This window comes from Peterkaempfera griseoplana (assembly GCF_001418575.1).
Taxonomy (GTDB): domain Bacteria; phylum Actinomycetota; class Actinomycetes; order Streptomycetales; family Streptomycetaceae; genus Peterkaempfera; species Peterkaempfera griseoplana.
The window spans coordinates 1-13,277 of sequence record NZ_LIQR01000482.1 but is presented as its reverse complement, the minus strand read 5'-3'; the positions used below and the strand labels follow the sequence as shown (position 1 = coordinate 13,277).

The 13,277-nt window shown below is 71.3% G+C and carries 12 protein-coding genes and 2 pseudogenes; 6 read left to right on the top strand and 8 right to left on the bottom strand.

Annotation, left to right across the window (positions count from 1 at the left end; translation table 11 throughout):
* Positions 1-240, bottom strand: a 240-nt coding sequence (locus tag AOK09_RS30430; protein WP_169797081.1) for an acyl-CoA dehydrogenase family protein, incomplete at its 3' end; no start/stop codon positions are given.
* A gap of 146 nt (positions 241-386) precedes the next feature.
* Here AOK09_RS30430 and AOK09_RS30425 point away from each other — a divergent pair.
* On the top strand, positions 387-1,724 hold the full coding sequence (locus AOK09_RS30425) for a UDP-glucose dehydrogenase family protein (protein WP_055590452.1): 1,338 nt from the start codon (positions 387-389) through the stop codon (positions 1,722-1,724).
* A gap of 35 nt (positions 1,725-1,759) precedes the next feature.
* Positions 1,760-2,173, top strand: coding sequence for a CoA-binding protein (locus AOK09_RS30420; protein ID WP_055590451.1), 414 nt, complete (start codon positions 1,760-1,762; stop codon positions 2,171-2,173).
* A gap of 71 nt (positions 2,174-2,244) precedes the next feature.
* Here the strand turns inward: AOK09_RS30420 and AOK09_RS30415 are convergent, their stop codons facing one another.
* Together AOK09_RS30415 and AOK09_RS30410 are read right to left on the bottom strand one after the other, a co-directional pair.
* Positions 2,245-3,771, bottom strand: a complete 1,527-nt coding sequence (locus AOK09_RS30415; protein ID WP_055590450.1) for a chitinase — start codon at positions 3,769-3,771, stop codon at positions 2,245-2,247.
* Between the two features lie 123 nt (positions 3,772-3,894).
* The gene (locus tag AOK09_RS30410) at positions 3,895-5,895 is read right to left on the bottom strand and encodes a glycosyl hydrolase family 18 protein (RefSeq protein ID WP_055590449.1); all 2,001 of its coding nucleotides are present in this window, start codon (positions 5,893-5,895) and stop codon (positions 3,895-3,897) included.
* Positions 5,896-6,184: 289 nt separating this feature from the next.
* Here AOK09_RS30410 and AOK09_RS30405 point away from each other — a divergent pair, with 289 nt between their 5' ends.
* The 3 genes from AOK09_RS30405 (at position 6,185) to AOK09_RS30395 (ending at position 8,597) form a co-directional block, all read left to right on the top strand.
* A complete protein-coding gene (locus AOK09_RS30405) occupies positions 6,185-6,790 on the top strand; it encodes a Uma2 family endonuclease (protein WP_063796119.1) in 606 nt (201 codons plus the stop codon).
* Positions 6,791-6,870: 80 nt separating this feature from the next.
* Positions 6,871-7,314 carry an RrF2 family transcriptional regulator gene (locus tag AOK09_RS30400; protein WP_055590447.1) on the top strand — a complete coding sequence of 148 codons (444 nt, stop codon included), beginning with the start codon at positions 6,871-6,873 and terminating at the stop codon, positions 7,312-7,314.
* A gap of 86 nt (positions 7,315-7,400) precedes the next feature.
* Entirely contained in the window at positions 7,401-8,597 is a 1,197-nt protein-coding gene (locus AOK09_RS30395; RefSeq protein ID WP_055590446.1) for a globin domain-containing protein, read from the top strand.
* A gap of 103 nt (positions 8,598-8,700) precedes the next feature.
* Here the strand turns inward: AOK09_RS30395 and AOK09_RS30390 are convergent, their stop codons facing one another.
* The 3 genes from AOK09_RS30390 to AOK09_RS30380 are packed head-to-tail and all read right to left on the bottom strand — an operon-like array spanning position 8,701 to position 11,587.
* Positions 8,701-9,897 (bottom strand): dipeptidase, encoded by a 1,197-nt coding sequence (locus AOK09_RS30390; RefSeq protein ID WP_245687553.1) that lies wholly within the window; start codon positions 9,895-9,897, stop codon positions 8,701-8,703.
* Between the two features lie 4 nt (positions 9,898-9,901).
* Complete coding sequence (purE, locus tag AOK09_RS30385) at positions 9,902-10,399, bottom strand: 5-(carboxyamino)imidazole ribonucleotide mutase (protein ID WP_055590453.1); 498 nt, start codon at positions 10,397-10,399, stop codon at positions 9,902-9,904.
* A gap of 48 nt (positions 10,400-10,447) precedes the next feature.
* Positions 10,448-11,587: a 5-(carboxyamino)imidazole ribonucleotide synthase gene (locus AOK09_RS30380; protein WP_107101496.1), complete on the bottom strand. Its 1,140-nt coding sequence runs from the start codon at positions 11,585-11,587 to the stop codon at positions 10,448-10,450.
* Positions 11,588-11,827: 240 nt separating this feature from the next.
* Between AOK09_RS30380 and AOK09_RS30375 the strand changes: the two genes are divergently transcribed.
* A complete protein-coding gene (locus tag AOK09_RS30375; protein WP_055590444.1) occupies positions 11,828-12,364 on the top strand; it encodes a GtrA family protein in 537 nt (178 codons plus the stop codon).
* Between the two features lie 85 nt (positions 12,365-12,449).
* Here AOK09_RS30375 and AOK09_RS30370 read toward each other — a convergent pair.
* Positions 12,450-13,059, bottom strand: a pseudogene (locus AOK09_RS30370) (alpha/beta hydrolase); the annotation flags it as partial.
* Positions 13,060-13,061: 2 nt separating this feature from the next.
* A pseudogene (locus tag AOK09_RS42680) lies at positions 13,062-13,277 on the bottom strand (alpha/beta hydrolase fold domain-containing protein); the annotation flags it as partial.

Sequence of the window (13,277 nt, the reverse complement as noted above, 5' to 3'; positions counted from 1 at the left end):
GATGACGATGACGGTGGCCAGCGCGTCCGCGCCGGCGCCGCCGTAGCTCTCCGGGACGTGCACCGCGTGCAGCTCGTTGGCCTGCAGGGCGTCCAGGGCCTCCTGCGGGAAGCGTCCCTCCTCGTCCACCTCGGCCGCGAACGGGGCGATCTTCGCCTCCGCGAGCGACCGCACGGCGTCACGGAGCATCTCGTGCTCCTCGGAGATGCGGAAAAGGTCGAAGTCTTCGCTGCCCGCCACGGATCCCCTCCGGTTAACTACTGTTCAGTACGCGGGTGAGTCTACGACCGGTGACCCCCTTTGCCCCACGTGACCTCCACGACAGCAGCCCCGGGCGGATAGCATCGGCCGGGTCGCAGTCCGGGACAGCGAAGGGAAGCAGACCCGTGGCACCGAGGATCACAGTGATCGGCACCGGCTACCTGGGTGCCACCCACGCCGCGTGCATGGCTGAGCTCGGCTTCGAGGTTCTGGGGCTGGACATCGACCCGGACAAGGTGGCCACGCTGACCGCCGGCCGGGTTCCCATGTACGAGCCCGGCCTGGAGGAACTGCTGGTCAAGCATGTCGCCGGGCACCAGGACTCGACCGGGCGGCTGCGCTTCACCACCTCCTGGGAGGAGGTCGCGGAGTTCGGCGACGTCCACTTCATCTGTGTGAACACCCCGCAGAAGGCCGGCGAGTTCGCCGCCGACATGAGCCATGTGGACTCCGCGCTGGACGCGCTCTCACCGCTGCTGACCCGCCCGGCGCTGGTGGTCGGCAAGTCCACGGTGCCGGTGGGCAGTGCGGCCCGGCTCGCCGAGCGGCTGGCCTCCCGGGCCCCGGCCGGCGAGCAGGTGGAGCTGGCCTGGAACCCCGAGTTCCTGCGGGAGGGGTTCGCGGTCGGCGACACCCTGCACCCGGACCGGCTGGTCGTGGGCGTCCGCAGTGAGCGGGCCGAGGCGCTGCTGCGCGAGGTGTACGCGACCCCGATCGCGGAGGGGGTGCCGTTCGTGGTGACCGACTTCGCCACCGCGGAGCTGGTGAAGGCCGCGGCCAACTCCTTCCTGGCCACCAAGATCTCCTTCATCAACGCGATGGCGGAGGTATGCGAGAGCGCGGGCGCCGACGTGGTGCAGCTGAGCCGGGCGCTGTCGTACGACGAGCGCATCGGCGGCAAGTTCCTCAACGCGGGGCTGGGCTTCGGCGGCGGCTGCCTGCCCAAGGACATCCGGGCGTTCATGGCCCGCGCCGGGGAGCTGGGCGCCGACCAGGCGCTGACCTTCCTGCGCGAGGTGGACTCGATCAACATGCGGCGCCGCTCCCGGATGGTGGAGCTGGCCCGCGAGCAGTGCGGGGGCGGCTTCCTGGGCCGCCGGGTGGCGGTGCTGGGGGCGGCCTTCAAGCCCAACTCGGACGACATCCGGGACTCGCCGGCGCTCAATGTGGCGGGGCAGATCCAGCTGCAGGGCGCACAGGTCACCGTGTACGACCCCAAGGCCATGGACAACGCCCGCAAGATGTTCCCCGCGCTGACCTACGCCGACTCGGCGATGGACGCGGCAGGCGGCGCCCATGTGGTGCTGCATCTGACGGAGTGGCAGGAGTTCCGGGCGATGGACCCGGAGGAGCTGGGCTCGGTGGTGGCGGAGCGGCGCATCCTGGACGGCCGCAACGTGCTGGACCCGGTGGCCTGGCGGGCCGCGGGCTGGACCTACCGGGCGCTGGGCCGGCCCAGCTGAGGAATGCCGGCGGCGGCCCGTCCGTTCCGGCTGACATGGCGAACTTCGGCGACGACGCGACCGTACGCGAGATCCTCACCTCCACCGGCGACGTCTGGGCCGTGGTGGGGCTCTCCACCAACACCTCCCGGGCCGCCCACGGGGTGGCCCAGGTGCTGCAGCGGTACGGCAAGCGGGTGGTGCCGGTGCACCCCAGGGCCGAGACCGTACACGGCGAGCAGGGCTACGCCTCGCTGGCGGAGATCCCCTTCCCGGTCGACGTGGTGGATGTCTTCGTCAACTCCGAGCTGGCCGGTGCGGTCGCGGACGAGGCGGTGGCGATCGGCGCCAGGGCGGTCTGGTTCCAGCTGGGCGTGGTGGACGAGGCCGCCTCGGACCGGGTGCGCGCGGCCGGGCGGCTGATGGTGATGGACCGCTGCCCCGCCATCGAGATCCCGCGGCTGGGCTGAACGGCGGCGCCCCCGGCCGCAGGCATCCGAGTGCGCTGCGGCCGGGGGCGGCGGGGCGGGCGGGGTGTGGCTCAGCAGGCGCCGAGGTCCTGCCAGACACCCCATTCACCGGTGGTGCCGGGCTCCTCGCCCGTCGTCCACCACTTGGCGTTCCAGTTGTGGCCCTTCCATGAGACATGGTTGCCGCCCACATAGATCGCCGTGCTGACCCAGGCGGGCGTGGTGCAGGTGGAACCGGTGCCGCCGGTGACGGTGAGGGTGTAGACGGCGGAGTGGCTGCCGCCGGTGCCCGTCCCGGTGACGGTGACGGGGTAGCTGCCCGCGGCCGCCGAGGCCGAGGCGGTCACCGTGAGCGTCGACGATCCCCCTGCCGTGACCGAGGCCGGGCTGAGGGAGACGGTGACGCCGGCGGGGGCGCCGGTCGCCTTGAGCGCCACCGTCTGGGCGGAGCCCGAGGTGACGGCGGTCTTCACGGTCGCGGTCGTGCTGCCGCCGGGTGCCAGCGAGCCGGTCCCCGGGGTGAGGGAGACCGAGAAGTCATTGGCGGGCGTGGTGGAGCCGCCGCCGGTGAACGGCTCGAAGATGTGGCTGAAGGCCCAGGTGGACTGGGATATGCCGGAGCAGCCGTCGGCGGCGCCGCTGCCGGCGCAGCTGCCGTTGTCCCGCTGCAGGGCCCAGAAGGAGAGGGTGTTGACGCCCTTGGAGACGGCCCAGTTGTAGACGGTGGTGGCGTCGGCGAGGGTGAAGGTCTCGGCGGGGCCGTAGTCGTCCACGCCGATCATCTCGATGATGCCGATCATGCTCCACAGCTGGGCGTCGGTCCTGGACGGGTAGAGCTGTGCCAGCTGGCCGCGCAGACCGGTGGCGGAGGTCTGGGTGTCGGTGGCCATCTCGTGGGTGGCGCCGTCGTAGTAGTCGAAGGTCATCATGTTGACCACGTCGATGCGGGCGCCGTTGGAGACGGCGTTGCGCAGCACGGCCAGCCCGCTGTCGGCGAGGCCGCTGGTGGTGGTGGGCAGGGTGTACGAGAACTGGACGGTGCGCCCGTTGGCGGCGGCCCAGTCCTCCACCTGCTTGATGGCCTTGTTGCGGCGGTCGATGCCCGCGGTGTTGGTGAGGGAGTTGTCCTCAACGTCCAGGTCGATGCGGGTGATGTCGTAGGTGGTGACGACCTTCTCGTAGGCCGCCGCGATGGAGGCGACATCGGTGCAGCTGTCGGCGATCTCGGTGCCGCCGTTGTCGGCGCTGTAGCCGCCGAAGGAGGGGATGACGTCGCCGCCGTTGGCCCTGATGGTGCTGATGTCGCTGCCGAAGGTGGCGGAGGAGACCGGCATGCTGCTGTCGCCGTTCCAGTACGCCGTGCAGGACCCCCTGGAAGCGGTCTGCAGGAAGGCCATGGTGAGGTGCTTGGCACCGGACTGGGAGGCCAGGGCGGCCGGGCTGTCACCGGTCCACGCCTCGAAGTAGGGCGCGAAGACATGGGCGGGAAGCGGGGTGGCGGCCTGGGCGGCGCCGCCGCCCAGGACGGTGAGGCCGATCGCTGCGGCGGCGGTGGTGAGGGCGGTCAGCGCCGCGCGGAGCGGGCGGTGTCGACTCACGGGTGCTCCACTGGGTGAGAGGGATGCCGCCCGGCGGGCATGCGGGCGCGGCCGATGGCCGCCGGGCGGCGCTGAGTGGTGGCGCAGGTTCGGTGGGTCGCGGTGAGGAGGATTGACGGAGGGTCAGCAGGCGCCGTTGTCGGTCCAGACGTCCTGGCTGTTGTTGCCCGGGATGTCGCCCTGGGTCCACCACTTGGCGGTCCACTTGTGGCCGTTGTAGGAGACCACCGCACCGCCGTTGTACGCCGTGGAGCTGCTCCACGCCGCAGCGGTGCAACTGCCACCACCCGTGGTACCACCGGTGGTCGTCGTCCCCCCGGTCGTGGTCGTACCGCCGGCGCAGGCACCGTTGTCCGTCCACACACCCTGGCTGTTGCTGCCCGGCACATCACCCTGGGTCCACCACTTGGCGGTCCACTGATGCCCGTTGTAGGAGACCACCGCACCGCCGTTGTACGCCGTGGAGCTGCTCCACGCCGCAGCGGTGCAGCTGCCACCACCCGTGGTACCGCCGGTGGTCGTCGTCCCCCCGGTCGTGGTCGTACCGCCCGTGGTCGTCGTCCCGCCCGTGGTGGTCGTGCCACCGGTCGTGGTGGTGCCGCCCGTGGTCGTGGTGCCGCCGGTGGTGGTGCCGCCCGTGGTGGGCGGGGTGCAGCCCGCGGCGGAGCCGTTGGTGGCGGTCACGATCTTGTTGAAGAGGGTGGCCGAGCTGTCCAGGTCGAGCAGCGAGTACATCATCGAGCCGCCGAGGCCGTGGCAGTGCGCGTAGTCGGCCTTGGCCTGGATGGACTGGGCGCCCAGACCGGTCCAGAACTCCGAGCCGTTGTAGAAGTAGTTGGACTGCGTCGAGGCGTCGTAGAAGGTGTCCGACGGGTTGTCGACGAGGCCGGTCAGCTCCTTGTAGTACGCGATGCCGGCGGTGGCGCTCAGGCTGCGCGCCGGGGCGGGCCCGGTGGCGCTCTGGTAGAGGCCGTGGTTGCTGCCTGCGGGGACCCCGGTCCAGCCGCGGTAGTACAGCGGGTAGCCCATGGTGATCTTGGAGGCCGGGAAGCCGCCCGCGATGCCGTAGGCCGAGTCGCCCTGGGTCCAGGCCGTGATGGCGTGGTCGGAGGAGTACTTCTCGGTTCCGGGCGCGATCGCCGTCGACGGGTCGTCAGGCGACTGGTAGGTCGGGTCCTGGTGGTTGGTCGGACCGGTGGCGTCCCAGGCACCGTGCATGTCGTACGTCATGATGTTGGCGTAGTCGAGGTACTGGCCGACCTTGTCGGTCTCGATCTGCGCGATCTTGTCCTGACCGGCCGGGAGGGCGGCGGTCAGCAGCATCTTGCGGCCGCCGTTGGCACTGCCGTAGGCGTCCAGCTCGGAGCGGAACTCAGCGAGCAGCGCGGTGTAGTTCTTCTTGTCGTTGGCGCTGTAGTGGTTGCCCGTGTGTCCGTTGGGCGAGCCGGGGTACTCCCAGTCGATGTCGAAGCCGTCGAAGATGCCGGCGGCGGACCCGGTGCCGCCGTAGCCGCCCTGGACCGGCAGGTTGCCCTTGATGAACATGTCGATGCAGGACGAGACCAGCTTCTTGCGGCTGGCATCGGTGGCTGCGGCGTCCGAGAAGTACTTGGAGTAGGTCCAGCCGCCGAGCGAGGCGACGATCTTCAGGTTGGGATACTTGGCCTTGAGCTTCTTCAGCTGGTTGAAGTTGCCCACGATGGGCTGGTTCCAGACGTCGCCCACCCCGTCCACGCTGATGTCGGCGCCGTAGGACTTCTGGTAGTCGGCGAAGGCGTCGCCCGCGCCGTCACCGGCGTTGGGGTCGGACTCGTTGGTGGCGTCCGACGCCTTGGTCGCCTCGAAACAGGTGAGGTTGACCGGGTCTATGTTCTCGAACGAGTAGTTGAGGATGTCCAGCTTGCCCGCGATACCCCGGGTGTCGAGGTCCTTGGGGTAGAAGGCGTTGCCGTAGACCGACCACTGGTCGTAGTAGGCGATCTTCACTCCGCCGCTGCTCGCGGCTGCGGCCGCGGGAGAGGTGGTGGCGGCGAAGGCGCTGAGCGCCCCGGCGGCGAGGGCCAGCACGGAGAGCGCAGCGGCGAACGGTCTGCGGCCCTTCCGGCGAGAGGTGACGACGTGCACGGTGAGGGACCTCCTGGGTAGGGAGAGCGGGGCCGTGCCCGGCGGCACCCGGTTACGCGCGGTCGGGTACTGGATACCGGGAATGTAGGTCCTCGGTCAATGGTATGGACCATTTAAGGACTAGACCAATAAGCCGCCAGGGGCGCACGCCCCGACACCTGCGCCCCCACATTCGAGTGAGTGTTCCCCGGTCCTGGCTGCGGCGCGGGGCGCCCCGCGGCATGCTCGCCGCTGTCGTACTCCCATGCCATGCTGGGGGTCTCGGACATCGCAGGAGGCAGTGATGGCCATGAGCACCGCTCGCCACATCGAGGACCACGCGGGTCTCTGGACCGTGGACGAGGTCCTCGCCCTCGACGAGCACCCCACAGGCAACCGCTACGAACTTGTGGACGGTGCACTCATCATGTCTCCCGCTCCCGGATGGGCCCATCAGGACGCCTCGCGCACCCTTGCCAACCAGCTGGACCGAGCCGTCCGCGCCGCCGAAGCCCCCTTCCGGGTGGCCGAGGCGGTCAATGTCCGCAGCGAGTCCCGGCTCTTCGTGCCGGACGTCGTGGTGGCGGACCGCGCCGCCGTGCGCCGCGACACCACGGCCGTACCCATGGAGGCCGCACTGCTCCTGGTGGAGATCGTCTCCCCGTTCAACACCACCCAGGACCGGATCCTCAAGCCGGCCCTCTACGCCCAGGCGGGCATTCCCGCCTACTGGCGGCTGGAGTTGGAGCCGGAGCCGCACCTGGTGGTCCATGAGCTCTGCGACAACACCTACCGCGAGGTGCTGACCGTCAAGGGCAGGCAGACGGTACAGGTCGGCGGGGCCTTCACTGCCGAGCTGGACCTGGGCGTGCTCCTGGCCGACTTCGAGGACGGCGACAGCGACGGGGGCGCCTGAGCGGGCAGCGCGACGGACCGCACAGCCCAGACGGGCGGCTTAAATGCGACTCTTCGATGCCTATTTGCTAGCCTCAGAGCGTGCGGTTGACGAAGTTCACCGACCTGGCGCTCCGAACCGTGATGCGTCTGGCGGTAGCAGCGCAGGGCGAGCCCCTGACCACCAAGGACGTGGCAGAGGCCATCGCCGCACCGTACACGCACACGGCCAAGGCCGTCGCCCGGTTGCAGCACCTCGGGGTGCTGGAGGCGCGGCGAGGGCGGGGCGGCGGCCTGGAGCTGACCGGCTTCGGACTGCGGGCCTCGGTCGGCTGGCTGGTACGCGCCCTGGAAGGGGACGAGGAGGTCGTCACCTGCGAGGGTGACACCCCGTGCCCCCTGCGTGGGGGGTGCCGGCTCCGTGGAGCACTGCGTACGGCGCAGCAAGCCTTCTATGCCGCGCTGGACGAGCTCACCGTCCAGGACCTGGTCGCCTCGCCGACCGGGCCGATCCTGGTCGGGCTGACCCGGAGACCGTCCGACTGACCCCTTCGACGACATCACCACCCGGGCCACCGGGCGATACGGCCTGCGCCAAAACTGGAAGATCATTTACCAATAAGGAGCCCGCTGTGCTCTCCACCGAGTCCGCCCCCGTCATCCGTGCCACCCTGCCCGCGGTCGGCGCCGCCATCGAAGAGATCACCGCGCTCTTCTACCGCAAGCTCTTCGAGGCCCACCCCGAACTGCTGCGCGACCTCTTCAACCGCGGCAACCAGGCCAACGGCGAGCAGCGCAAGGCCCTGGCGGGCTCCATAGCCGCCTTCGCCGGGATGCTGCTGGAGCGCCCCGACAGCAGGCCCGACGCGATGCTCGCCCGGATCGCCAACAAGCACGCCTCCCTGGGCATCACCTCCGACCAGTACAAGGTCGTCCACACCCACCTCTTCGCCGCCATCGCCGAGGTGCTCGGGGACGCGGTCACCCCTGAGGTCGCCTCCGCCTGGGACGAGGTCTACTGGCTGATGGCCAACGCCCTGATCGCCGCCGAGGCCCGGCTCTACCAGGAGGCCGGCGCCGCCGAGGGCGAGGTCTGGCGCACCATGCGGGTGGCCGGTCGCACCCAGGAGACCGCCGACACCGTCTCCCTGGTGCTGCGCTCCGAGGACGGCAGCCCCGCCGGTCCCTTCCGCCCCGGGCAGTATGTCTCCGTCCAGGTGGAACTCCCGGACGGCGCCCGGCAGATCCGCCAGTACAGCCTCTCCGCCGCACCCGGCGGCACGGACTGGCGGATCACCGTGAAGCAGGTCCAGGGCGCGGGTACGCCCGAGGGCGAGGTCTCCTCCTGGCTGCACCGCGAGGCGAAGGCCGGCGACCTGCTCACCGTGTCGATGCCGTTCGGCGACCTGGTGCTCCCCGACGGGGACGGCCCGCTGCTGCTCGCCTCCGCCGGAATCGGCTGCACCCCCATGCTGGCCATGCTCGGCCACCTCGCCGAGACCGGCTCCACCCGGCCGGTCCAGGTGGTGCACGCCGACCGCACCCCCGCCGACCACGCCCACCTGACGGAGCTTCAGGAACTGGTCCAGGCACTGCCGAAGGCCGCGCTGGAGCGCTGGTACGAGCAGCCGGGCGACGCCGCGCCGCAGGCGCGGGCGGGCCTGGTGGATGTGGACGCGCTGGAGCTGCCCGCAGGCGTCACGGCCTACCTCTGCGGGCCGCTGCCCTTCATGCGGGCCGTCCGGGAGGGTCTGCTGCGGCGCGGGGTATCGGCCTCCGCGGTGCACTACGAGGTCTTCGGCCCGGACCTCTGGCTCGGCCAGAACTGACCGGCCGCCCGGCCCCGGCGCCCCGGCCGTGGGCACGGCACTCCCGCGCTCCCCGGGACGTCCCGGGGAGCGCGGGGGTGCCGGCGCTCCGGGCCGTGCGCGGTCAGCCGTCCAGTCGGTCGATGGTGGCGATGGAGGGGCCGCGCAGCGCCTGGGCGCGGCGGGCGGCCTCCTCCGCTCCGCGCAGCGCCCGTACCGCGTTGTGCCAGGTCAGCTTGGAGAGGTCGGCCTCGGACCAGCCGCGGCGCAGCAGTTCGGCCAGCAGGTTGGGGTAACCGGAGACGTCGTCCAGGCCGGCCGGGGTGAAGGCGGTGCCGTCGTAGTCACCGCCGATGCCGATGTGGTCGACGCCGGCGATCTCCCGCATCCGGTCGAGGTGGTCGGCGACGGTGGCGGCGGTGGCGACCGGCCGCGGGCTGGCGGCCTCGAAGGCGCGCTGGCACTCCATCGCCGCCGGGGTGGTGTCCAGCGGATGGAAGCCGTGCTCGGCCATGTTGGCGTCCGCGCGCTTCGTCCAGTCGATGGCCTCGGGCAGGATGAACTTCGGGACGAAGGTCACCATGGCGACGCCGCCGTTGGCGGGCAGCTGGGCCAGGACGTCGTCCGGGATGTTCCGCGGGTGGTCGCAGACGCTGCGGGACGAGGAGTGCGAGAAGACCACCGGGGCCTCGCTGACCCGCAGGGCGTCCCGCATGGTGCCGGGCGAGACATGGGAGAGGTCCACCAGCATGCCCAGCCGGTTCATCTCCCGGACCACCTCCTCGCCGAAGGCGGTGAGCCCACCCGCGGCGGGGGTGTCGGTGGCGGAGTCGGCCCACGGCACGTTGTCGTTGTGGGTGAGCGTCATGTAGCGCACGCCCAGCGCGTACAGCGCACGCAGGGTGGCCAGTGAGCAGTCGATGGAGTGTCCGCCCTCGGCGCCCATCAGGGAGGCGATACGGCCCTCGGCACGGGCGGCCTCCATGTCGTCCGCGGTGAGGGCGAGCCGCAGGTCCCCGGGGTGGCGCTCGACCAGGCGGCGCACCACGTCGATCTGCTCCAGGGTGGCGCTGACGGTGTGCCCGGCGAGATCGGTGCGGACATAGACCGACCAGAACTGGGCGCCCACACCGCCTGCCCGCAGCCGGGGCAGGTCGGTGTGCAGGCGATGGCTCTGGTCCTGGGCGATGTCGCAGGCGTCCAGGTCGTAGCGGACCTGCTCGCGCAGCGCCCAGGGGAGGTCGTTGTGCCCGTCGACCACGGGGGCCTCGGCGAGCACTGCGCGGGCCCGGTCCAGCAGCCGGGCGTCGGTCTCCGCCACGGTGTCAGCCCGCGAAGCCGAAGGCTCCGGAGCCGGCGACCTTGGCGCGCAGCTTCTTGCCCTTCTCGGTGGCCTGGCTGTTGAGCTCGGCCTGGAAGTCCGTCATCCGCTCGGCGAGGTCGCTGTCGAAGGCGGCGAGGATACGCACGGCGAGCAGCCCCGCGTTGCGGGCCCCGCCGACCGAGACGGTGGCGACCGGGACGCCGGCGGGCATCTGGACGATGGAGAGCAGGCTGTCCATGCCGTCGAGGTACTTCAGCGGCACCGGGACGCCGATGACCGGCAGCGGGGTGACCGAGGCCAGCATCCCCGGCAGATGGGCGGCGCCCCCGGCTCCGGCGATGACGGCCTTCAGTCCGCGCTTGTGGGCGTTCTCCCCATAGGCGATCATCTCGCGGGGCATGCGGTGCGCGGAGACCACATCGACCTCGTAGGGGACCTCGAACTCGTCGAGCGCCTTGGCGGCGGCCTCCATCACCGGCCAGTCGGAGTCCGAACCCATGACGATGCCGACGACGGGCTGGTCGCTGCTCACTCTGCGTCCTGTTCTCTACTCTGTGATGTCCCCGCGGAGGTAGGCGGCGGCGTGGCGGGCCCGCTCGCGCACATCCTCGAGGTCGTCGCCGAAGACCGTGACATGGCCCACCTTACGGCCCGGCTTCACGTCCTTGCCGTACATGTGGATACGCAGTCCGGGGTCGCGGGCCATGCAGTGCAGGAAGGCCCCGTACATGTCGGGGTAGTCGCCGCCGAGGACGTTCACCATCACGGTCCACGGAGCCCTGGGGCGGGGGTCGCCCAGCGGCAGGTCCAGAACGGCCCGCAGATGGTTCTCGAACTGGGAGGTCACGGCGCCGTCGATCGACCAGTGGCCGGAGTTGTGCGGGCGCATGGCCAGTTCGTTGACCAGGATGCGCCCGTCGCGGGTCTGGAAGAGCTCCACCGCGAGGTGCCCGGTGATGTCCAGTTCCCCGGCGATCCGCAGCGCCAGCGCCTGCGCCTCGGCGGCGAGGTCGGCGGAGAGCCCGGGCGCGGGGGCGGTGACCTCGTGGCAGACGCCGTCTTTCTGGACGCTCTCCACCACGGGGTAGGCGACCGCCTGGCCGCTGGGCGAGCGGACCACATTGGCGGCGAGCTCGCGGACGAAGTCGACCTTCTCCTCGGCGAGCACCGGCACCCCGGCGTGGAACGGCGCCTCGGCCTCGGCCTCGGAGGACACCACCCAGACGCCCTTGCCGTCATAGCCGCCGCGCACGGTCTTCAGGACCACGGGGTAGCCGTCGCTCTCCGCGGCGAAGGCGGAGACGTCCGCCGGGTCGGCCACGATCCGGTGGCGCGGGCAGGGGACGCCGATGGAGTCCAGCTTCGCCCGCATGACGCCCTTGTCCTGGGCGTTCACCAGGGCGTCCGGACCGGGGCGGACCGCGATCCCCTCGGCCTGGAGGGCCCGCAGATGCTCGGTGGGGACGTGCTCGTGGTCGAAGGTCACCACGTCGCAGCCGCGGGCGAAGGCCCGCAGCGTCTCCAGGTCGCGGTAGTCGCCGAGGACCACGTCGCTGACGGCCTGCGCCGCCGAGTCCTGCGGGGTGTCCGCGAGGAGTCTGAACCTGAGGCCGAGCGGGATGCCCGCGTCGTGTGCCATACGGGCGAGCTGGCCGCCACCGATCATGCCGACTACCGGAAAAGTCACATCGCCAGGATATCCGCGCCGATGGGGAAGGTACGGGCCGGGCCGCTCCGGGCCGCCGGCAGCGGTGACCGCCGGACTCTCCGGAAGGCGTTCCGCGGGGAAGGTGAGGGGGCGGGAACCGACCGGAAACCCCGGGACGTCACAATGGCGTTCGCGCCGTGCTCCAATCCGCGTGCGGCAGACCCGCAGCGGGCACGCGGATACCATGACGTAATCAGCGACCCACGGAGACGTTCCGGTATGACGACTGCAACTCCCGCCCCGCGCGGCCTGCGCACCCGCCTGCGCGGCCTCGTACGCGAGGTCATGAAGTTCGGCACGGTCGGCCTCTTCGGCGTGGTCGTGAACCTCGCCGTCTTCAACCTCTGCATCCACGCCTTCCACTGGGCTCCGGTGCGCTCCGGCGTGCTGTCGACGCTCGTGGCGATCGGCACCAACTACATCGGCTACCGGTTCTGGGTGTACCGGGACCGCGATGCGGCGGCCCGTTCCCGGGAGATCACCCTTTTCCTGATCTTCAGCGGTATCGGCATGGTGATCGAGAACGGCACCTTGTGGATCTCCCACTACACGCTGGGTTTCCAGACCGCACTGGCCGACAACATCGCCAAGAATGTGATCGGCCTGGGCCTCGGCACGCTGTTCCGCTTCATCTCCTTCCGGACCTGGGTCTTCCGGGCGCTGCCGCAGCTCGAGGAGCCGGCGGCGGAAGCGGAGGGGGAACCCGCCCTGGCACTGGCCGGGCCCAAGCCCGCACCGTCCGCCGCCGAGGCCTGAGCCGCAACCCGGACCTCGCCTGCGACGTCGGCGACGGTGCTCCGCGGAGCGTCGCCGACGTCCCACGCAGGGCCCGGGGCCGGCGTCAGCGGACCGGCTCGGAACGGTCTGCGCCCAGGTGGGCGGCGAGGAAGCGGGCGGCACGGTCGAGTGCGGCGTCCGCCTCGTCGAGGCGGCCGTAGTGGTGCTGGAAGACGTGCGGGAGGCCGGCCCCGGCTTCGAGCGTGACCTCGACGTCGTCGGCGGCCGCCCGGCCGGCCAGCCGGACCGCGTCGTCGAGCAGCACCTCGTTCGCCCCCACCTGCACGAGCAGCGGCGGAAGTCCGGTGAGGCCGGCGAGGACCGGGCTGGCCAGGGGGTGCGCCCGGTCGCCCGCGCCGACGTAGAGATCGGCGTAGGCGCGCAGGTCGGCCTCGGTGAAGATGGGGTCGGCGCCCTCCTTGGAACGCATGCTGCCCCCGGCCAGGGTGAGATCGACCCAGGGGGAGAAGAGGACCACGGCGGCCGGCTGCGGAAGCCCGGCCTCCCGGGCGGCGAGCAGCGTGGCGATGCTCAGGCCGCCGCCGGCGGAGTCACCGGCCAGGACGACGTCCCGGGGCTCGGTACCCGTCGCCAGCAGTTCCCGGTAGGCCGCGAGCCCGTCGTCGACGGCCGCGGGGAAAGGGTGCTCGGGCGCCAGCCGGTAGTCCACCGAGNNGCGGCGGGCCAGTTCGCCGACCAGCCCCGCATGGGTGTCGGGTGAGCCGACGACATAGCCGCCACCGTGCAGATAGAGCAGCCGGCCACGGCCGGAGGCCTCGGCCGGCTCCAGCTCCAGGGCGGGCCGCCCGCCCAGGACGGTCCTGCGGGTGGCCACGCCCTCCGGTGCGGGGCGGGTGAGGGCTGCGGCGAAACCGCCGCGCTCCTCCTCGGG

What these genes read in the sequence shown, in the direction of transcription:
- AOK09_RS30375 (WP_055590444.1), top strand. Translation starts at nt 11,828, where the DNA reads ATGACGACTGCAACTCCCGCCCCGCGCGGCCTGCGCACCCGCCTGCGC.
- AOK09_RS30405 (WP_063796119.1), top strand. Translation starts at nt 6,185, where the DNA reads ATGAGCACCGCTCGCCACATCGAGGACCACGCGGGTCTCTGGACCGTG.
- AOK09_RS30420 (WP_055590451.1), top strand. Translation starts at nt 1,760, where the DNA reads ATGGCGAACTTCGGCGACGACGCGACCGTACGCGAGATCCTCACCTCC.
- purE (WP_055590453.1), bottom strand. Translation starts at nt 10,399, where the DNA reads ATGGGTTCGGACTCCGACTGGCCGGTGATGGAGGCCGCCGCCAAGGCG.